The following is a 19,217-nucleotide window of genomic DNA, read 5'->3' as shown; positions in this document are numbered from 1 at the left end:
TGTTCAGTTGGATGGAGCCATGGGATTGGGATCTGTATCCAACATGAATTGGTTGCTGAAGGTGTTCGTCAGAACCTCCCAAAAACCAGGTCGGCGAGCGAGTTCATGGCTCGCTTCCTGGATGGCTAAGTCTTTTTGAAGCTCCGTAAGGTCGAGACTCTGACTTAACTGATCGAATGCTTTGCGTTCTGCCGAGTTGACAGGAAACCCGTAGTCCTCTCGGCTGCAGGCAATCACCATATAAGCGAGCTTCGCGGCCAGAGGGCGATCGGCAATCGCAATATCCTGGGCGAGTTGCTTCAGATCCATTGGGTTTTTAAAAGCCTGATCCCAGCTATCGAGCTCTGACTTCTTGAGGTATTGCTTACCCAATCTCTCCAGCATCGAAAGCTCTTCTGGTGCAAGGACACCATCGGCCATCGCCATCAGCGCCAAGATCCGGAGCAATGCACCTGAAGAACGAAGATCCACAGCAACTTGTGATCAGCTTTTCATCTTCATCATGAACGCGCTGTCATGGATCGAAAATGCTTCTGCATGACCTTGACATCTGTTTGGGATGTCTAAGGCCTGGAGCGGTGGAATGGAGCTGCAGATGACTCAAGCTTGGCGTGAGCTTTGTGAGCTTTCTTCAGGATTTTCTGAGCTTCATCGCGGCTCAGGCACTCTTCAGCAGCAAGCTGGAGAGACTCGAGGCGTGAATGGGCGGTGCTTGTCTTCATCGCTTCTTAACCAATACATAACCTTCTAACGCAAAACGCCCATAACTTCAAGAGTCATTGCAACAAGTGGAGTCAAGGTTTACGAGTGCCTGGCTTCTCTTGTATGGGCGATTCGATGATCTGCAGCCCTATCGAAGGTTTTAGGGCTTGCCTGCAGATGTCGATGGGAGGCCGATTTGGACCTGGGGACCTCTGCTGAGATCTCCAGGAAGCCCCTGAACCGATCAGTTGCAGCCGAAAACCCCAAAGGTGATCTGACTGACGATCCCGTGTCCCGTCAGGGCCTCCGTCAGGACGCCCACAACAAAGCCAATCATTGCGGTGCGGCCATTGAGTAGTTCGGCTCGCTCAAAGCGCTCGTTGCGTATTTGTGCAGCGGCGGCGTTTTGGAACCAGTCGTCATTGGGGGTAGAAGAGGCCATGACTGTTCTGAAGATTTCAAAATGTTAAGTCCTACGTAACGGTTTGTAAAGCGCGAACTGAAGAGTCCTCTCGCTAAGGAGCGTCATCGAGTGCTGGCAAAGGGATTGGTTTGGATGCAGGCCGGAGGCAGCTCAAGCAGTCCCAGCGATGTCAGCCTCACGGAACCGAGCCCACGCACGCTTTTCGTCCCTCCGGATTGATCAGGAATTGCAGGGTGCCCAGGATGCCTTGATTGCTTTTGAGGGATTTGGCCCGACTGGCCCGATTCTCCATGCGTCGGTTTTGCAGCGGCCTGTCGCCCGACGTTCAGGAACCTGGTTCGACAGGGTCCTCAGCAAGTTGCATCAATTATTCGCCGGAGCCCGCTCTCGTGGTTGATGGTGCATGAAAAAAAGACACCTTCGCCAAAAGCAGGGGTGTGGAATTACCTTCCAAGAGCGTCACCTGCTAACCACTTCACTCTTTTATTAATTCTCATATTCTGATGTTGTAAAGGGTCTTGTTTGCATGATCTTATCTTTAGGTTTGGCCTGCTCTTGGGGTTGCTTGGATGCGCAAATGTGGTCCTAACCACAACGACGACTGGACCAGTGATGTGCCCTCTCCTGCGTTCGTCTGGCTTGAAGGTCGTTGATGAGTTCTCCATATCGCTGTACCAGTGGGCAGAAGTCTGTAAATGCTGGTTCGTTGATCTCCAACAGAGCAAACTGTTCGGCTCGCCCCAGGCAGCATTTGATTCCGCAAGATTGATCTATGTCACTGCATTCTCTCTGTGATGAATGGCCAGCCGGTGAGTGCAGAAAGTGGATCCTCTGAAATTCAGGTGAGTTCAACTATCACTTCCAGATCGTTAAGGAGAAGCGGCCAAGATGCGTCAGGGTGATCCGATCACTTGTGTTGATCCGTACGTACGCTTGACCTTGTTCCTTGGCGTTGAACTCATAGGCCTTGTCTCGACCATTGAGCCAAACCTGCACGTTGCCCTGCGCTTGCCTCCATCTGCAGTTAGTCGTGCGGTTGGTGCGTTTTTTGTAGTGGGTGAGCGTGCACTTTGTTTCGACAATTGCAGCGATAGAAGGCCAACCCAGCAGTGTGGTGAAGGCAAGCACTAGAAGCATGGTGCGGTTCATGATGTGCTCTGTGCATTGCCTGCGTTCAAGACATTCACACTTAGTCGAGGTGTCTGCAGCTTTCTTCCCGTTTCTTCTGTTGTTGGGACCCGATCGCCAAGTGATGAAGTTCTTCTGCATTCAAGGGGCGCAACGCAGAGATGAGTGCGTCGTCAGTCCAGTAGTCAGGACTGTCGAGAAGTCCTAAGTGCAATGGGCAGGATGGGCCAGCAATCATGGCTGCTTCCTTAAGGTTGTCTTCATCATGGCGCAGCATGATCCCGCGGCTGGGTTGGCTCTTTCCTCCAGATCTAGTGTCTCGCCAATCACAAACTTGGTGCACCGACAAACTCGGGCGATAGGCGTGACAATGCTGAGCTCCTGCTGCCACTAGATGCAGTCCAGCTCCTTGCCTGGTGCGGGTTCGTTACGCATATTCATCAGACTCTTAAGTGACTGTTGTCGTCTACTACATCTAGGGCCTGATGAGTATTATTTTTTCATTGCATCAAAATCTGGTGCAGATCGCCGGGTGATGGGGATTGCTACGGCTTTTGAAACCGCTCCAGAGATGGAGCGGTTTTTTGTCTGCACCGAACGATTTATAACCTCGGTCTCCCGTTGATCAAGCCTGTCGCGGCTGGATGCGGCCAGCTGTTGATCTGCACCTGCAACCCTTGCTTTGGTGAACTCCTGTTTCGTGCCGAAAGAGGTTGTGGCGCCTGATCAGGCTTGGATTGCTCTGCAGCTTCATCAGTGTGTTGATCTGAGACGCCCCCTGAATTGTTGCTTAGCTCCGCTGAAGGCTCAATGAAGTGGAGAAGGTCTTTCTCTTGAATGCCAGGCTCGTTAGGGCCATGGCGAAGGGAGGGGAGGCGGATGAATGCAACAACGCTCCGTCGAACAGGGTCGATTGGGTGGCGCAATGAGAGTGATGTCGTCCTCCCATGCCATGGTGTTGATGAATTCGTCACTGAGCCGGCTGAAGTCCAGAACTACGAAGGATTAGCGAGTGCCTGGGAAGTGTCGAAGAACCCAGCAAATCTAAAAAAGCACTATCGACCTCTCATGGCGGGACTTAATAGGTTTTGCATCATCCCTGTTGAAGGATCAAATAGGGACCCTCAGTGAAATGAATATATTAGTTTGGATGTTGAGTGTGACTTGATCAGACATGCTGATGACGTGGGACATTGCCAAGCAGGATATATGTTCTCAATAAGCCCAGGCCCAAAGCAAGGTATAGGCAAAGCTCAGCCCACTCCTGATCTATATTAATAATGAAATCAGTCCCCGATTCTGTCGCAACAAAATACGATAAAAATGCGGCACATAAGAATAGCGGCCAGAAGTATCTGGGCATAAAGAATGCTGTGGGCGAAGTCGACCCTCCGTTCAGTCGTTTTGAACGGATGAGGCCAAAAGTAGGTCGCCATATCACCAAGATCAGAATTAAGGTGGAAAACAAGAAAAGGTTTAAATCGAGATGGCTTTGGAAGAATTCGAGGTTATGAAATGTCGTTTGATTTTGAGCGTTAACAGCGGCAATGTTCTCTGGCGTCTTCCAGCCAAATAAGACTTGCCCCCAGGCAATTTCCTCTAGGCCAACGAAGACCATAGCGACAGAAAATATCCCGTACATCACTGCGTGTAAGCGCATGAATAGACGCTTCCAGAGATCCCTGGAAATCAACCAAGAAACCCAAGCTGATGTAAACAGGATTAGAGCTTGCAAATACTCCACAATTCCTCCCTCACCAAGCAGTCGTTTGTAACGCAAAACATCCTGAACTGATAGCTTGAGCACAACCACACAGCCCATGATGAAGAACGTAAGGGCAAGCATGAGCAGAGAGCGTTGAGTTCGAGCCGAAGGGCTGAATTCAGAAAGTAGTGACGTTAAAAATGTTGAGCTTCGAAAAGTTCTTCCTGTGACAACCAACATCAACCCAGCGCTACCCAGCAGCAGCTCCGGCCAGGGAGAGACATTGAGCCAGAATGCGTTAAAAAATTTATAAAGTGAAACCCCTAGTACAACCACTCCGAAAAAAACAAAGGCTTGGCCACATATCTGCTGCACAGTCGTTTGCCTCATCAAGCTCTCGGCTCGATCATCTCCAGAGGATCGCTGATCCTCAGAACGCGTCGTCAGGGAGCGATTCATGGGGCAGTGCTCTGCTGTTTAAGGGGAGGTTATGACGTGACGCTCTTCAATGGTGCAGGCTTATTGAGAGTGGGGCAGTGATGTATGCGAGCCCTGGCTCAGCAGACCTGCTGAGTTCTCTGATTCACCTTGGTCCGGTTCTCGGGCCCACGTGTCACAGCGCTGAATGGCAGGAGTCTGGCTTGATCCAATGCCGCTGAGGCGATCAGCCCTGCAATGGCCTGCAGGACGCTGAATTTCATCGGAGGATGGGGTGGATGCCTATAAGGAAAACCCTCAGATGAGGGCTCGACACTCAACCAGAAATCCTGGCTTGACGAATCGATTCAAAGTCGAATCCCATCACTTTGGTTAGATAAAAATAGGTACCCCAAGCGCCGATGTTGAGCGCCAGGGCCCAGATGTACAGCGTTCGTCTGGAATGCGTTGTCTCCTCCTCCATGGTTATTTCCTATTCAGCAAGCACCAAGCACCGTAGAAGGCCAAACCGAGCAGGATCCACGGAAAAATTGCACGCAGCAGGGTTAAACCGATCAAAACGACCACAAGCGTGATCGCGGATCGTTTGACCATGGCTTTGCTGCTGTCAGTCATGTACTGCCAGCGGGGAATTAAGGCCATAACGACAAGCACGTTGTCATGCGTTCTAGGGGACTTGGGCCGAACGCGCCAATCCCCCCTCAGAGCTGGTCAGTAGACCAATGGGAATTCTGCCAAGATCCTGCTATCGACTCGAGAGCTCCTGAAGAGCCGTGGCGACTCTGAGTGTTCCAGTGGGGTGACTTGAAATATCCATAGAGGCCCGTCAACGCACTTCACATTGGTGTGCTTTGCCTGGTGGATGCTTGATCGCTTGCAAGGGCTTAGCTGCAGTCTCAGCAGTCGTATTCGAGAGTTGATTTCTGCTCTCTCCAACTGGAATCTGTTTCTCTCATCTGCGATTCGTCGTATGCAAATTCACTGTAAATTGTTGATACTGAAAAGCTTTTTTTAAGACGGATAGCGGCAATGCGCTGACCAAGAAGATCGAAAGACCATTTGGCGGCGGAAAGAACCTTACCCATGACAACTCTTGTTAACTCATCCCTGGTAATAGCTCACTGCTACAGCTTGAACATTGGTGCATATACTTATTGCAGACTGGGCCAACTGCTCGATTCTTGTTCAGTTACCTCATGGCTACTGAGGATTCAATCTTCGGCTGCTCCATCGGTCACTTGTTTCAAGGCATGTTGGCGACGTATTGCTTCACAGTTCCGGCACTCTTTGCTGTCCAAGCCAAAGAAATTCAGGATTTTGATGTCTCCGCAGCTTGTGCACTGACGTCCCTCTGCAGGTGGGGCTTCAAAGGCCATGGTTGTTCAATCACGTACCTAACACCTAGCAACTGAAGCGCGGCTGTCGCAGCTGGCAGCAGCTGCCCCTTCCGTATAGGAACAGTTAGAGGAGCATGGCTGCCAGCCTTCTGTGGTCTGAGGGGGATAAAACCGGAAATCCTTGCTCCATCCACGAACAGTCGTAAATTCACAGTTTTGGTCCCCTCGCTGACTCAAACGGTATCAATCAAAAACCACAAGCCCCTGGTTATTTCTCAGAGGTTTGACGAGAGCTTCGGCACACTTTGGTTAGTAATGTGGCCACTTCTGATGCACTGCATTTGGCGGTAATCCCATCCGAGGAGTGCGATCCCTTTGGAAAGCACTGGCATGGGAGTCATCATCCGCTCTGTCTTCAGTTCAGATCGAGTCTGGCTAGCTCGTCCTTGTTTTGATCAGATCAGTACATGGCTGGTTTCCCCATATTTTTCTCTGTGCAGTTTCCCTAAAGCTGCTCAGATCGCCTTGTTTTAGGTTGCACTGAGGGCAGTCGATTCTCATGCTTGAGTGCATGTGACCACAGTGAGTACAACAAATGAGTGTCATAGTTGTCATTGCTGATGAACCATGCTGATCATTCTGGTCAAGGAATGCATCGGTGTTTCTCCCTAGTTTCGCCGTTAGGCATGTTCTCTAGTTTTGTTGCTATTGAGTTTCGAGTATCAGATATGAGTGATCAGGATTGATCAAAGATCTTTTGCAGGATGCTTTTTTCATTTTGGAGTGAATTTGCTCGCATCGGTTTGCCCAGGGGTCTTGGCTGTCGAGGGCGATGTAAAAAGACCTTGCTAAGCCACCAAATTTGGAGACCGACAAAAGCGATGGTGATCAGTGCCAGTTCTGTTGCTCCCTGCATCAGTAGTGCTTTCTCCGGTTGTCAATCGCATCTGCTTTAAAGCATTCCAGCTCTTCAGGTGAGTGCAACGGGGGCTTTTCCCGTTTGCCTACCAATCTCTGCAGCAGTCGCTGCAGTCGTTTCATTGTCCTATCTTGGTGAATCACACTCAGTTCTGCTCAGGCCATATCGGTGAAGGGTAAGCCTATCGATGTCCGCCCCTAGAGTTTAAAGCCATCGACGAAGGATGATGGAATCATGCAGTTATGGAACCATCCAAATCCCTCTCGGCACTAATTATGATACTGACGTTTAGAAGTAGCTGATTCCAATGACGTTCCAAGAGCTTGTTGCCAGTTTCAATCAACAACAAACAACATGGGAAGAGCTCTGCCTGGAAATCAGGTGCGAAAGCTGCTTCGCTTCGGTTTTTGATGAAGTCACCGAACAAATGGGTTCTGAAAGCCATGCGCTTGTTCTTCTTGCAGATGAATTCCCGAATCATTTCAAGAGTTATGCGAAGGAAAGAGGGCTTGATCAACCTTGATGAATTCTTTCCTGATCATCTGTTTGAAGATGCCGGTGTTCGCCTGCCGGTATTGTGGAATCTATTGCACTTTCTTTGAAGACTAGTCTCTTGATTGATGTAGATGACAATTCTCTCTTATGGATTCTCAGAGTTGAACTCAAGCTTCTTAAACGTTTTTCTGGCTTCGACGCTAATGAGGCTAAATGAAGTTTTTTCAATAACCTTCGGGCTTAAATCGCCATGTAATTGAAAAATACGATTGAAATGCTTGTATCCACCTCTGGAGCTGTAAGGTTCAAAAATATAATTCTTCTTGTATGTTGTTATTGTAAGCATCCCAGAGTTGAAGTGCTGCATTGTGCATGATTGCTTGCGTGGCTGTGAGTTTCCCTTCGTCCAGGTGCAGGTGCCCATCACGCTCTCTTGAGCGAGCGCGCTTGTGGGAATCATCGATAAAAATATAGAAACGACAACTAATCCGAATGAAGAGGCTCCGAAGTGGTCTTTTCTCAAGCTAAGAAGAGCAATGCTTCTTTATTGTTAGCAATTCATTTAAATTGTGCCAATTCTTTGCTGGTCTAGGCCTTGCACCCGATGATGTCACTTTGAGCGAGTGACTGCACTGCCCAGCGTTTGTGGGTGCCGTTGAGGAATCAAGCTGCTCTCTAGATGGAGCCACTGACTCCATTCTCGTTAAGGCATCGCAACGCACAGATCATGCATGCTTCCAAAATCCTTATCGTTTACCCCTCGCGGCCATCGAGTGCTCCATTGAGGTGTACCTGAATATCTCTAGTCATGCGCGGTTCAATCTGAAGCCACAAATGATCTGATGGCTTCACTCAAGGCTGAATCACCTTGTATTGGAAGACTGGAGTTGCTAAAGCACAACCAAGAAGCCATCCGTCCATGAAGAGAGCACTTTTCGCGCTGCTGCCTTTGGCACTTGCTTCAGCAATGCCTGCTGCAATGGCTCAAAAGGAGATTCCCAAAGCTCCGGGGCATGACCAGTGCCCGCTTGGTTACGTCAATACCTTGGGTACGACATGTGTGTCGCCCATCTACTACGAGGTGGCCCCCACTGCTGGCGAAGCTTGCCCGACGGGTTGGATGAATATTGGTGCCGGGTACTGCAAGAAGAAAAAGGGACCTCTCGGAATCCTCTGAGCTCTTCAAGGGGGCCACGTCTGGTTGGAGCAATCCCACCCCCACTCTGCAGGTGAGGCTAGGAGGTGGAACGTGGCTTGTGGACCCTGATCGAAAGGGGCTGGTGCAGTTCAACCAGATTTATCCACCAGCCAATGCTTCCTGTGGGCAGTGCTATGGAGGGGCTCTTTGCGGCAAATAATGAGTAATTGTGCTCTTCGAATGCATTCGTGTCCATGAAGCCTTGATGGTTGAAATATTAAAGGAATATAATTACTTATTTGCGTAATATAAAGCCTTTAGATTGTTCTAGCGGGTAAGTGCTTAAGTCGGTTTGTATTTTATGGAGGACACTATGCGCAGCCAGAAGAACTCCCCTGCGTGTTTTTTGCGTTGGTCTGTCAGCAAGGTTGCTGACAAGCTCTATGCGGTAGCTGCAACTGTTGATGGAAAGGAGTATGATTTTGTTGGTAATTTCAAAAGCGTTCGCGAAGCTCAAAAAGCAGGGCGTCAATATGCTCAAGATCTAGTTCATAATTCGATGGCTGGAGGTCGCTTGTCTCTTAAGCAACAGCCTTTGGCTGCATAGGCAATATGCTTTCGCTCAGTTGACCTCTTGTTAGTCATTGATCATTTGATCAAATGCTAATGGGCGTAATTTTCAAGAGGTATAAGAGCCTTGGGGTGTTCCACTCCAAGGTTTTTTATCGCTTATCAACCTTGCCGTTGATTTTCGACCGGGAATCGGTGCTGAATTGGACTCCCTGTGATCCGCTCACATGCTGCACCTCAATGCAGCTGTGCCGTTCATGACGCGCAAGAAAAGGAGTGAGAGAGATGGTAGGTCGTGACACCACCCACCAAATCGAGCAACCACGCCCGAAGTGGTCTCCCTCTCATATCAAGACGGTAGGTCTGCCCAGAGATTCAGACAGCGTGACGCTGATCCTCAGTCACAACGTCATTGAAGGCTGGAAGACGATGCAGCTTCAGTCTGTCGGCAATGGTGTGCTCCAGTGAGGCAGGAAACGCTGGTCTGACTCCCCACATCGCCAGAAGACAGTCAGTGCAGTGACCAGCGCCCAATGGTTAACGGACAAACCATCGGAAAGAAGGTGCCTTCGCTTGCGCCTTCTTTGGTCAGCCTGGCGCTTGCAAGACTTTTCGTGTCTGACTTATGAGCAGATTGCGCCGCTCAAAAGATCCTGACGCGGGTTCAGGATTGCCCAACGTCTGTCTGATTGACATAAAAAATAGCCTCCTAATAGATCGGTTGACGGATTCACTGGGTTTAATCTCTCTGGCAGGAAATAATTGTGCCACTAGTTTGGGATGTTAACTCGATAATCGCATGGGCTGCTTTTATATGTATTTGATGAAAGTTGCTCGGTAACGCTATTCCCTGCTGGAGGTCGAGAGACCGCGGAAGTAAAGGGGGGCATTGACTCAAAAAATAACTCTTTGAAATACCAGTTCAACAATCTGGCCTCGTGTTTGGAAGACGCATATGAAGTGGTTTCTTGGGGCTGATTAGGTTTAAACGTCGTTGTTGCTTGCCACTTGCATCTCGTGCATCCAGCGTTTAGGTAAGCAGATCAAGAGGACGCTTGATAGGAACCTCAGCTCTTCAGCATCATCCCAATGGACATCCTTCACTTCACGGCGTTGCAGCCATGATTCCCATTCGTTGACTGATCGCGATTCGAGCATTCCTATACTTCAGCATGTGACGAGACTGCGGTACTGCACTTGATACGCTTCAGCACACACACGGTTTCAGCCGCTCATGTTTGGAAGACAGCGCAGCCACCTTCATGTGTTGCCTGCCTGGGGGAGTGCAAGACCTAGGAGAGCCAGTGGTGTAGGTGCTGTTGATTGACTGTCTTAACTCATGCCTGACCGGTGAAGCACAAGGCAGGCTGCTGGGTTGGCACCTGTGGCTGAGCCACTAGTCCTTTCGGGGGATGTGACTGCCCCCAAATAACATAGAATGGGGGAGTTAATCCCCAGCTTGAAGCACAACTGACTGTTGTCATGTCTTCGCTTGAGTGGAAAATGCAATTTGAAAACATTCTTTCGGATAAATTTGAAAATCATTTAGATGGATATGACTCGCTTGAATGCGAGTGTGATGCTTGTCAAGAAAACTCTTCTCAAGCAACGCTTAGGCTAGGATTTCATCGGCAGCTTGAATCAAGCCAGTCAATTAATCATGACTACAGAGAATTGGTCTGGGATTATCAAGGATTGAAGAACAGATTAGGTGGCAGAAAAATAGTTGAATATAGTCTTTATAAAGGTTCTTGGGAGTTTGCAAAGACATATAACCATAGAGGGCATGAGTTGAGTGTCATGCGGCACTCATTGGAGCAAAGTCAATTCATAGAAAGTGTATTTTTTAGGTTAGATAATTTGATTGATCTAGACTTCGAGCAAGTGGAAAGTGATCAGACAGGCGATATAAGAATATATAGAGCTTATGATAATTCAGAATGGTCAAATGAGTTCAAGGATCCTAATGGCTTTGGCGGAGGAACAATGTATGGCCAGTCAGCTGGAATTGATCTTGAGTGGAGAGATATGTATTCAGAAGATGCATTCAATGTATACGAAAAATCAACTATTGTTCATGAAATAGGGCACTCGCTTGGGTTGTCACACCCCGGCGGTGTAGGAGCAAACCCTAACTGGGATGAGTGGGATTCAATCATGTCTTACAACGACAGGTCAGGGGTCAATGAGGAGCCAATCTGGTTTAGTGATCTAGATATTCAAGCGATGCAAAGTATTTGGGGTGTAGAGAATGACGCATCTCCTAAGTATATAAGAACAGACTTTATCATGGCAAGTACATGGTCGGCGCCAGTGAGAATTAACCGAGAGATAAATTTCGTGACAGGTGATGTTTTGCAAGCTGCTCAGGTTGAGAAAGGTGAGCAGCTTTCTGGATTTGTAGGGTCAATTATTAATGGTGACAACTCAAGCAATATTATTCGAGGATTGGCAGGATTTGATGTTTTGACAGGTAAAGCAGGAAATGATTTGATTCATGGAGGCAATGGTCGAGATATTATTGATGGTGGCAGTGGATCAGACGAACTGCATGGTGACTTTGGTTGGAACACCTTTAAGAACGAGCAAGATAGTTCGATAGACCTCATTGCTATCAAATCCGATCAATATCTGATTAACAGCTGGGACGAATCATCAGGTAACAATCCGAATGGAGAGAAAGCTGACTTTATTGAAGGTCTTGATAGCTACGATCAAATCAAGATTGTTGGTGTCTCCACTCAGCAACTCAACTTCAAGGAAAACGTCACTGCACGAGGTGTTAGTGGTATTGGCATCTATGCCCATGAAGCTCTTGAAGCCGTCTACACGGGAGGGAATCTGAGCATCGGTCAGATCATAGAGATGACTAATGGTGAAACCAACGTGATGTGGAGCTATTGGGGAGATAACACTATCCCCGAGTTGCTGGCTTGATCCAATGTCGAGAACCCTGATGCCTATTTTCTTTAGTTATACAAGACCCGAAAAGGACAAGTATGGGGCTTTGTGATTCTACTTATCCATCTCCCGAGAAAACCTCACTCATGACACCCCGCCATCAATGACTGGTTTTTTTGTTGCTCCTTTCTCGACGTGAGAAGAGAGGCGCTTTCGGCAACCGATCGATGCGTTCTCTCAGCATGAGTTCAATGATGCTGTGGATGTAGATGGCTTGGCGCATCCGATGCGGGACGGTTCATCGCTCGTTAGCTCGTAGGCATTGAGCAGGCGGGAAGGACTGTCGTGGTTTGGGACTCGGTCCATGGTGCTTACTTGTCTCTTCCATCACCATCTCCCTGGAGTTGCAACCAGGAGTTGAGTTGACTCAACCTTCCTGTGATGTTCTTCACTGGTGCTAAAGCCCGCCATGAACTGTTTTCGAAACACAAAGCTCGTTTTGTAACTCCTTTGATACTGTCGTCCAGTCGTGAGATCAACGCCCTCTAGGTTGATTTGAGTTCAGTTCAACGTTTTGAGCGGCAGCGAATTCATCGCAAAAACTTGGGAGTGGTTCCTGCTGTTTGTTGGCCTTACGCCATCAAGTGCTGACATTCCTCCCGCCTGGGATGATCCCCTGATGTGATCGTCCACAGTCCTTCTCGACGAGCGGTGAGCCTATGAGCATTGATCAACCCCTCGTATGACGTCAGATGCCTCCTCTGCGCTTGATCAGATCATTTCTTTGCGGCCAGCTTTGATCTTTTCCCTGCCTGTCACGATGCCATAGATCAGCAAGCCGAGATGCGCTGTGTCGATGCTAATCAAGAACATCGTGTCCCTGATCCTGGGGCGACTTGTTCCTTGATAGGCAATGAATGCAAGCCGGCCTATCCGTCAGAAGACTCCATTCAGGCCATGGATCGCCATCGATATCAGAATCAAGTGCTGGACCACCAGCGAGGGCGCTGATTGTGACTCCCATCAGTGGAGAAGATGGAAGTCACAAGCGCAGCACTGGATTGATTGGCATCATGCGCGGAATCTCTCCTTACCGATGCTCTGCCGTCTTTCCATCGGACTGTTGGCTTCTGCCATTGCCGTTGCCCCATTTCCCACAAAGGCGGCTGACGGCACTGCAAAAGACCTCGGCGATGTGATGAGCATCCACCTCCAGGATGCGGTCAAGTCAACCATTGCTGACCGATGCGCTCTGCAGGTTGTTAATGCCGGCTCCGGAATTTTTGTTTTGCCTGTTTATGCCAACACCAATGATCTAATAACCATTGGTGACAGCCTTTCCTATGACGAAGCCTTAGATACACGTTTTTCAGCAGATGTCACCTGGCGGTTCAACACCAATGGAGGTCATCGCAATGAGCAGAAACAAACTAATCCTGCGAAAGAATACTTGACATCAACGACAGGATATAGAGATGTGCGACTGCACGATCCCAATTCATGCCTTATTGGTATGACACCACCACCGACACTTCCGCCACTGCCCCTGCCGTCACTGAATGAGTAAATAAAAAAAGAAGCCATATGGATGGTCAAGTGAGCTCTTGTCGAATGTTGATAAGAGAACTGCATCTCATGGCCATACTCTCTGCCCACGAGCTGGTTCCTTCATTGCTTGGGAAAAGTAGGAGATACCTCGGAATTCATATCTGGCATGGATTCACTGGTTTTCGATCTCTCTTCTTCTAAAGTTTTGTCTATCTGTTTCTGGATGGTTTTGGCATTTTGATTGTTTTTCCAGGGAGACACAAATATAAAATCAATGCTTTTGAAGCCTATAATCTATAGGTACCAGTGAAGTTGATAACGTGGTATGCCTTGGCAAGCGAGTGATTGTTCAGTTTGATGCGGGAGTAGGTGAGCACTTCAGGCAGTGATGCCTTCTCCGTGAACGTGAATCATGTATTGCTCTGTTCGTATTGGGGTGGTTGTGGCATTGCTCACATGATTACGATCCAATGCACCAGAGGCCCTAAAGGCCTTCGGAAAATATTACTTTGTTGGGGTGAGTGAAAACCTACCTTGGAGATGCTTTGAATAAGCCTTGGGGACGCTTAGTTTTTTTGGTTTAGACGTTTGATAAACATCATCGTGATGTCATCGAATTGCTCGCAACCTCCCATGTATTGATCCAGCTCATGCAGTAATCCGTCCTGCATCTCATTGACCGTGTGATCTCCACGACGATCAAAATATTCTTTTACTCGATCGATTCTGTAACCTTCATCTCGTGGGTTTCTCGCATCAATTACTCCATCGGTATAGGCAAGCATTGTTTCTCCCTCAACAAAGCCTGTGGTGCAACTTGTGTAGTTTGCACCACTGAAAATCCCAAGTGCTGGACCTGTTGCGTCTAGTTCTTCAAAATCTCCAGCTCCTTTTCTGATCAAAACTGTTTCATGCCCTGCCGACACATAGCATAAATGTGAGTTGTCTTCATGGAGATGTCCAAAGAAAACGGTGGCGAAATATGTGGCGTCACCGTGATTGGTGCTCATGTATTCATTGACGTCAGTGATCACATCAACCATTGCGTGTTCCACATCGGAAACGTCTTTCTCTCTAAACCTATAGTTTGTGCTGTATCGGATTAGCGTGCGAAACACTGACATAAACAGTGCGGAGCCAACGCCTTTGTCACATACATCTGCAACGACGAAGAATGAATGTTTGCCAATGGTGAAGGTGTCATACCAGTCGCCTCCTACGTCGTAGGCAGGACGTGTCAATGCTGTGACTTCATAACTCAATCCCTTGGGGAATATTTTAGCTAGGAAGAACCTTTGGATTTCGGCTGCTGTGCTGAGCTGACGCTGTGTGATCGCATTCAGATACTCGATTCGTTTTTTTGCACTTATGATTTCAGATGTGCGCTCGTTGATGCTTGCTACCGATTCATTGATTTCGGTAATCGGAGATTGCTTGTAAAGCTCCTCGATATTATTTTCATTTTCGTCAGAGCTTTTCTTCGGAAGAATGGCTGCCCATTCATTGGTAAGTTTAGAGGCGATTAAATTACTCACAAGTAGTGAGATAACTACAACTTGCGTAAGAAGCTGAAGCTCTGTGTTTGTCGATTCTGCCAATTCGCGAACATACGCTTTAAGTGGCGTAAAAATCTGAATCCCTTTTAGATCTGAGTAATGATTGTCTGGATAGGTGTAGGCCCAATAGCCAGCTATCAACCGATCGAGTCTTGATCCCTTGCTTGGTGCCAGCACTTTAAGTTGATCACTGATCAACCAGTTATTCTCGAAGACCTCTAACTTTGGTAAATTATCTGTGAAGAATTCTGGTGTGTATTCAAGTGCTTTTTCATTCTGATTCGCCTTTAGCTTGAGCCATACTTCTTTCTCGCCCTCTGGTTTAACGAGAAAAACCCTGCCATCTCTTAGGTCTATGTCATATTCGTTGATTGCGTCTGCTTTTTGTCCGTTGCCTTTTTGTGTATTTGTATACGTGGGATCTGTGAATAACTCCTCAAGATCGCTTGAATTTTTAATTGGATTCGATCGATTGATTTGCTGAATTAATGAGGCTAGGCTCGCATTCCTCTGGATAATCATCAGCTGAGATCGGTCCGATGCAATTGTAAATTCTCTTCTGATGAAGCTGTAGCTCAGAAGAATGCACGTCAGCATCAGTACAACACTCGTGAGTGTTTTGAGAGATATCCTGTGGCGGCTTCCCTCTAATCTCCGGTTTCGCCTCAGTTCTATCCAGGAGTAGATGGCGTATGAAACTAAGACATTAACAATGCTTGTTATGAAATTTTTGTAGGACAGTGTTAATGCGATGTTATGTGGAGTTCCGAAGCTGTAAACCTCAGTAAAATAGAGAAATGGGCAGCCAATGAGCACTGCGAAAATAGCTACATCGCGAATAATGCGACCGCTTCTGATGGTTTGATCATTGCTACCTTTGCGATTTAGCCAAGTGATGACTCCAATCTCAGCTAGCAGCCGATATGCGGTAAGTGGGTTTCCAAACAGCCAGATTGTTGCCAATGCTGATGGAAGTGCAACGGCAAGCCCCCAATAGGAGCGGTATAGCAAGAAAGCGAGGAGTGAAAAGCATGGGGCAAGCAACAACCTCATGCCCAGTAAGGCGGTTGGGGCTGCAAGGGTAATGATCAACCCGCCGAGACTTAGTAACCCAAGCAAGATGAGGTCACTCTTGCTTAATTTATGCTTTTTCGACATTTTTATTTCCATGACTCAGTCATTCCTCACCCTATGATCACTTGGTTTGTAATTTTGCCTGATTGGTTTGTATGGCGTTTTGATTCGAAACACCATATAAGGTTGAACTCGCTTGTCTACTCCTTGGTGAAACTGTGACTGACGGTTCAGTTGATTGGCTGTGAAATAGAGATAACCATCATCTGCTAGTGCCATGCTGTCTGGCCAAATCGCTTTCGGGGAGTACATCAGTGTCCTCAGAGTTGAGACAGAACCTGTAAAACGGTGAATAGCATTGTGCTCATAGTCTGTGAGATAAATCCCGCCGCTTGAGTCGGACTCGAGTCCATCAGATGCTCCTGCTATTTGCCCGTGATCAACAACCATCTTTTGTAGGTTCATCTCGAGAATGTTTCTGTCGGTAAGTGCTTGCGTTGGCACGCTGTAGAGATGCCTGCTGGTTAGCGAACGGAAAAATAACGTCTGACCATCTGCTGAAACTGCAATTCCATCAGAACCAACATTGAAACGCTTTGCTCTTTGGCCAGGTTTACGGATCATCAACACCTCGGCTTCTGCATACGGCACAAAGCCAGGATCTGATCGTGTGAATCTGGTACCGCTCAAGCGCCGCCAGCTCTTACCAGTTGCAAGGTTCACAACAATGATTCCTCCTTCCGGCGATGAGTCGCTTATGAAGGCATAGCTTGTTGCCTTGGTATTGAATAAAAATCTCACGTCATTGAGATAGGTCTCAGGTTTTAGAGCTGTTGGCTCAATCAAGATCTTTCTTATGACCTTCTCGCTCTTCAGGTTGACCTGGATGAGCTTTGGCCCACCATGGGAAATTGGGCGTGGTCGTAGGCTTCCGGTATCAACAATCCATAGGTTGTTTCCACTTGGATCGATGACCACGCTTTGGGCCGAAACGATCCGATTCTCCTGAGTGGCTTTACTCCCCTCTTGGTTCCAAGCAGTGTTTGGGAACGCTTGAGGCTTGCCCTCCACAATTTCTGCAACCGTGAACGGAACGTCATCACCCCAGCGTGGGTAGTTGATGAATATGCGCCCTGATGTCGAGACTGCAACTCCTGTAGGCATTGCGCCATAAATCTCAGCAACCGTCTCGATCTCTCCGATGGGTTGTTGTTCTGGTATGGGTAGCGCTTTTACCAGTGAACACGTGGTTAGGCTGGTGACTAGCGCAACTACTTGCAGGCACTTTCTGATCAATGGCATGTGCCCAATATCAAATCTATTTCTAATTCTATAGCGCTCATCTCATGCTGTCTCAATCCTGAAATGATTCTGGCTTTATTCTGCTTTTGTGCGTCTTGTTATGTCCGGCCAAGCAATGCCGTCTTCGAGGATCAAAACATCTCCCTCCTTGTTCTCCCTCCGGCTGACGCTACACATCTCTTCCGCTGAGTCCTCTGGCTTATGGATGCGTCGGTTTTAAATTTCTCGAATGCAGTTGATGATCGGTGACGCACATCACCACAAGCTGCTTCAAAATTGACTGTCTTAGGCGCATTGATCAGACGCCGACAGAATTTTCAATAGCCAATGAGCCCTCAGAACGTTGGCCTTATGTCGTTGAACGAGTACAACAGACCACTGTTGATCGGATTGTTGACACTTGAGTGGAGACAGGGTTTAGCGCCTGGGCCAGAACCGTTGAGTAAGTGTCATCCGCTACGACTTGATAACGGGCGAGGTTGCACAGAATTTGTACAAACCTGCTGGCAGTCAATAAAAAACCGCCCCTTGCGGAGCGGCAGAGATGTCAGCTGGGGACTGACCTTTTCTGGCATCGGGGAGACAGGATTCGAACCTGCGGCATCTTGCTCCCAAAGCAAGCGCGCTACCAAACTGCGCCACTCCCCGGCGCCTTCAAAGGTTAGCGGTCAGCGTGCAGCTGTTCAGCCAGATTGACGCCGCTTCGAATAGCTCCTTCAGCTGTGCCGAAGCCAGGGCCTTCGATCCAGTCGCCGCAGAACCCCACTGCGCTGGTAGGGCACCACTGCAGTTCTCGTGGAAGTGGGTGGTTGAGGGGACGTGAGGCACCCCAGCGCATCACGCCCAGCGGCGTCGCCTGCTTCAACGCGGCTGAAACAACCGGTAGAGCCTTGAGCAGGTCGGGCAACAGCTTGACCAGACGCTTTTGCTCTTGGGCGAGCAGGCGAGCATTGCTTTGGGGCCTAATCGCTTCTCCGGAATCCAAGCCATGAACCACCAGCCCCCAGCGACCACTGCTTTGAGGCTGCAAAACGAGTCGTTCCACCTGCCAGCTGGCCTTGGCAGCGTCGTTCAGCCAGATCTGAGCCGGAAGGTTTTCACCGTTGAGCTCGAGCACGCCGAGGTCCACCATCAGGTTCCAACGCACATCGGCTTGGCTGCGTTGCAGTTGGGTTAGTACCGCATCGAGGTCGACGTCCACGCCCTCTTCAACGGCTGATCGCAAGGGAACGTCGTCCCACGCCAGCATCTTCAGGGAGCGTGGATGGGCCAGCAGGGTTCCACTAAGTACCAGTCGCTGGGCCCTGAGGCCCCAGCTCTGATCCTCGTTTTTCAGCAGCCAATGATTGTTGCTTCGCTCCAGCCAGCGCACGCGAGTCTCGAACTGACGGCTCACTTGCTCTGCTCCCGCACCATCAAGCAGCTCTTCGCAGATGCGGGCCATACAGGGAACGCCATGCCACCACCCGCCCTCCGGGCAGGCCTCAGGGCTTGTGGCGGCAGACAAGGCTGCGTCTGCGTCCAGCGAAAGCACGGGACGCTTGTTGCGCTGAAGCACTCCTGCCGACTGCAACGGTGAAAGCAGTTTTTCCATCCCCTTGGATAGAGGGTTTTTGAGAGCAAAGCCAGGTGCTCCGTGGTCGAGCAACCAGCCGCTTTGATCTCTCCTGCGACGGCTGGCAGCCCTGCCCCCCGGCCCCCGGCCGGCTTCAATCAGCGCAATGTTCAGATTGGATTGCAACTGGAGGAATCGACCGATCAGACTGCATCCGGACAGCCCAGCTCCGACGACGGCGAGATCAACCTCAGCCATGTTCGCTGCAGCCACCGCTCCTGATCACATCCAATAACGTTCGGCAGCGACCCTGGAAAACAGTCCGCCCAGCAGAGCCAGAAGAATCGTGACGCCAAAGAACGCGAAATACGCCATCTGAACCGTAGGCCTGATCAAGGATTCAGGGCTTTCTAACAGCCGCCGCA

The 19,217-nt window shown here is 49.0% G+C and carries 16 protein-coding genes and 1 tRNA gene; 6 read left to right on the top strand and 11 right to left on the bottom strand.

Going from position 1 to position 19,217, the window contains the following annotated elements; all coding sequences use genetic code 11:
* Window positions 1-3: 3 nt before the first annotated feature.
* Window positions 4-426 carry a hypothetical protein gene (locus FZZ88_RS10770; RefSeq protein WP_230332883.1) on the bottom strand — a complete coding sequence of 141 codons (423 nt, stop codon included), beginning with the start codon at window positions 424-426 and terminating at the stop codon, window positions 4-6.
* A gap of 520 nt (window positions 427-946) precedes the next feature.
* Window positions 947-1,144, bottom strand: a complete 198-nt coding sequence (locus FZZ88_RS10765; protein ID WP_115093545.1) for a chlorophyll a/b-binding protein — start codon at window positions 1,142-1,144, stop codon at window positions 947-949.
* 148 nt (window positions 1,145-1,292) lie between these two features.
* On the opposite strand from FZZ88_RS10765, the gene FZZ88_RS10760 reads away from it, so the two are divergent.
* On the top strand, window positions 1,293-1,523 hold the full coding sequence (locus tag FZZ88_RS10760; protein WP_166017150.1) for a hypothetical protein: 231 nt from the start codon (window positions 1,293-1,295) through the stop codon (window positions 1,521-1,523).
* 458 nt (window positions 1,524-1,981) lie between these two features.
* Here the strand turns inward: FZZ88_RS10760 and FZZ88_RS10755 are convergent, their stop codons facing one another.
* The 5 genes from FZZ88_RS10755 to FZZ88_RS10735 all read right to left on the bottom strand — a co-directional run bounded on the left by FZZ88_RS10755 (window position 1,982) and on the right by FZZ88_RS10735 (window position 6,650).
* A complete protein-coding gene (locus FZZ88_RS10755; protein WP_230332877.1) occupies window positions 1,982-2,263 on the bottom strand; it encodes a hypothetical protein in 282 nt (93 codons plus the stop codon).
* A gap of 1,159 nt (window positions 2,264-3,422) precedes the next feature.
* Window positions 3,423-4,418: a pectate lyase gene (locus tag FZZ88_RS10750; protein ID WP_166017148.1), complete on the bottom strand. Its 996-nt coding sequence runs from the start codon at window positions 4,416-4,418 to the stop codon at window positions 3,423-3,425.
* A gap of 444 nt (window positions 4,419-4,862) precedes the next feature.
* A complete protein-coding gene (locus FZZ88_RS10745; RefSeq protein WP_166016972.1) occupies window positions 4,863-5,012 on the bottom strand; it encodes a hypothetical protein in 150 nt (49 codons plus the stop codon).
* Between the two features lie 281 nt (window positions 5,013-5,293).
* Window positions 5,294-5,482, bottom strand: coding sequence for a hypothetical protein (locus tag FZZ88_RS10740; protein ID WP_166017147.1), 189 nt, complete (start codon window positions 5,480-5,482; stop codon window positions 5,294-5,296).
* A 988-nt stretch (window positions 5,483-6,470) separates the two neighbouring features.
* The gene (locus tag FZZ88_RS10735; RefSeq protein WP_226426195.1) at window positions 6,471-6,650 is read right to left on the bottom strand and encodes a hypothetical protein; all 180 of its coding nucleotides are present in this window, start codon (window positions 6,648-6,650) and stop codon (window positions 6,471-6,473) included.
* Between the two features lie 310 nt (window positions 6,651-6,960).
* Between FZZ88_RS10735 and FZZ88_RS10730 the strand changes: the two genes are divergently transcribed.
* The 5 genes from FZZ88_RS10730 (at window position 6,961) to FZZ88_RS10710 (ending at window position 13,324) form a co-directional block, all read left to right on the top strand.
* Window positions 6,961-7,176, top strand: coding sequence for a hypothetical protein (locus FZZ88_RS10730; protein WP_166017146.1), 216 nt, complete (start codon window positions 6,961-6,963; stop codon window positions 7,174-7,176).
* 891 nt (window positions 7,177-8,067) lie between these two features.
* On the top strand, window positions 8,068-8,325 hold the full coding sequence (locus FZZ88_RS10725; protein ID WP_166017145.1) for a hypothetical protein: 258 nt from the start codon (window positions 8,068-8,070) through the stop codon (window positions 8,323-8,325).
* A 334-nt stretch (window positions 8,326-8,659) separates the two neighbouring features.
* Window positions 8,660-8,893 (top strand): hypothetical protein, encoded by a 234-nt coding sequence (locus FZZ88_RS10720; RefSeq protein WP_166017144.1) that lies wholly within the window; start codon window positions 8,660-8,662, stop codon window positions 8,891-8,893.
* Between the two features lie 1,445 nt (window positions 8,894-10,338).
* On the top strand, window positions 10,339-11,793 hold the full coding sequence (locus tag FZZ88_RS10715; protein ID WP_166017143.1) for a matrixin family metalloprotease: 1,455 nt from the start codon (window positions 10,339-10,341) through the stop codon (window positions 11,791-11,793).
* A 1,060-nt stretch (window positions 11,794-12,853) separates the two neighbouring features.
* Window positions 12,854-13,324 (top strand): hypothetical protein, encoded by a 471-nt coding sequence (locus FZZ88_RS10710; RefSeq protein WP_226426196.1) that lies wholly within the window; start codon window positions 12,854-12,856, stop codon window positions 13,322-13,324.
* 547 nt (window positions 13,325-13,871) lie between these two features.
* Here the strand turns inward: FZZ88_RS10710 and FZZ88_RS10705 are convergent.
* The 4 genes from FZZ88_RS10705 to FZZ88_RS10690 all read right to left on the bottom strand — a co-directional run bounded on the left by FZZ88_RS10705 (window position 13,872) and on the right by FZZ88_RS10690 (window position 19,050).
* Window positions 13,872-16,019: a PP2C family protein-serine/threonine phosphatase gene (locus FZZ88_RS10705; protein ID WP_230332876.1), complete on the bottom strand. Its 2,148-nt coding sequence runs from the start codon at window positions 16,017-16,019 to the stop codon at window positions 13,872-13,874.
* 15 nt (window positions 16,020-16,034) lie between these two features.
* Window positions 16,035-17,237, bottom strand: coding sequence for an L-dopachrome tautomerase-related protein (locus FZZ88_RS10700; RefSeq protein ID WP_166017140.1), 1,203 nt, complete (start codon window positions 17,235-17,237; stop codon window positions 16,035-16,037).
* A gap of 574 nt (window positions 17,238-17,811) precedes the next feature.
* Window positions 17,812-17,885 (bottom strand) — tRNA-Pro (locus FZZ88_RS10695).
* Between the two features lie 13 nt (window positions 17,886-17,898).
* On the bottom strand, window positions 17,899-19,050 hold the full coding sequence (locus FZZ88_RS10690) for an NAD(P)-binding protein (RefSeq protein ID WP_166017139.1): 1,152 nt from the start codon (window positions 19,048-19,050) through the stop codon (window positions 17,899-17,901).
* Window positions 19,051-19,217 lie beyond the last annotated feature (167 nt).

The organism is Synechococcus sp. PH41509 (assembly GCF_020514285.1).
In the GTDB taxonomy this organism is placed as follows: domain Bacteria; phylum Cyanobacteriota; class Cyanobacteriia; order PCC-6307; family Cyanobiaceae; genus Parasynechococcus.
This window is presented reverse-complemented; position numbering and strand designations above follow the sequence as displayed.

What these genes read in the sequence shown, in the direction of transcription:
- FZZ88_RS10745 (WP_166016972.1), bottom strand. Translation starts at nt 5,012, where the DNA reads ATGACTGACAGCAGCAAAGCCATGGTCAAACGATCCGCGATCACGCTT.
- FZZ88_RS10705 (WP_230332876.1), bottom strand. Translation starts at nt 16,019, where the DNA reads ATGTCGAAAAAGCATAAATTAAGCAAGAGTGACCTCATCTTGCTTGGG.
- FZZ88_RS10725 (WP_166017145.1), top strand. Translation starts at nt 8,068, where the DNA reads ATGAAGAGAGCACTTTTCGCGCTGCTGCCTTTGGCACTTGCTTCAGCA.
- FZZ88_RS10710 (WP_226426196.1), top strand. Translation starts at nt 12,854, where the DNA reads ATGCTCTGCCGTCTTTCCATCGGACTGTTGGCTTCTGCCATTGCCGTT.
- FZZ88_RS10750 (WP_166017148.1), bottom strand. Translation starts at nt 4,418, where the DNA reads ATGAATCGCTCCCTGACGACGCGTTCTGAGGATCAGCGATCCTCTGGA.
- FZZ88_RS10715 (WP_166017143.1), top strand. Translation starts at nt 10,339, where the DNA reads ATGTCTTCGCTTGAGTGGAAAATGCAATTTGAAAACATTCTTTCGGAT.
- FZZ88_RS10720 (WP_166017144.1), top strand. Translation starts at nt 8,660, where the DNA reads ATGCGCAGCCAGAAGAACTCCCCTGCGTGTTTTTTGCGTTGGTCTGTC.
- FZZ88_RS10740 (WP_166017147.1), bottom strand. Translation starts at nt 5,482, where the DNA reads ATGGGTAAGGTTCTTTCCGCCGCCAAATGGTCTTTCGATCTTCTTGGT.
- FZZ88_RS10760 (WP_166017150.1), top strand. Translation starts at nt 1,293, where the DNA reads ATGTCAGCCTCACGGAACCGAGCCCACGCACGCTTTTCGTCCCTCCGG.
- FZZ88_RS10770 (WP_230332883.1), bottom strand. Translation starts at nt 426, where the DNA reads ATGGCGATGGCCGATGGTGTCCTTGCACCAGAAGAGCTTTCGATGCTG.
- FZZ88_RS10735 (WP_226426195.1), bottom strand. Translation starts at nt 6,650, where the DNA reads ATGCAGGGAGCAACAGAACTGGCACTGATCACCATCGCTTTTGTCGGT.
- FZZ88_RS10730 (WP_166017146.1), top strand. Translation starts at nt 6,961, where the DNA reads ATGACGTTCCAAGAGCTTGTTGCCAGTTTCAATCAACAACAAACAACA.
- FZZ88_RS10755 (WP_230332877.1), bottom strand. Translation starts at nt 2,263, where the DNA reads ATGCTTCTAGTGCTTGCCTTCACCACACTGCTGGGTTGGCCTTCTATC.
- FZZ88_RS10765 (WP_115093545.1), bottom strand. Translation starts at nt 1,144, where the DNA reads ATGGCCTCTTCTACCCCCAATGACGACTGGTTCCAAAACGCCGCCGCT.
- FZZ88_RS10690 (WP_166017139.1), bottom strand. Translation starts at nt 19,050, where the DNA reads ATGGCTGAGGTTGATCTCGCCGTCGTCGGAGCTGGGCTGTCCGGATGC.
- FZZ88_RS10700 (WP_166017140.1), bottom strand. Translation starts at nt 17,237, where the DNA reads ATGCCATTGATCAGAAAGTGCCTGCAAGTAGTTGCGCTAGTCACCAGC.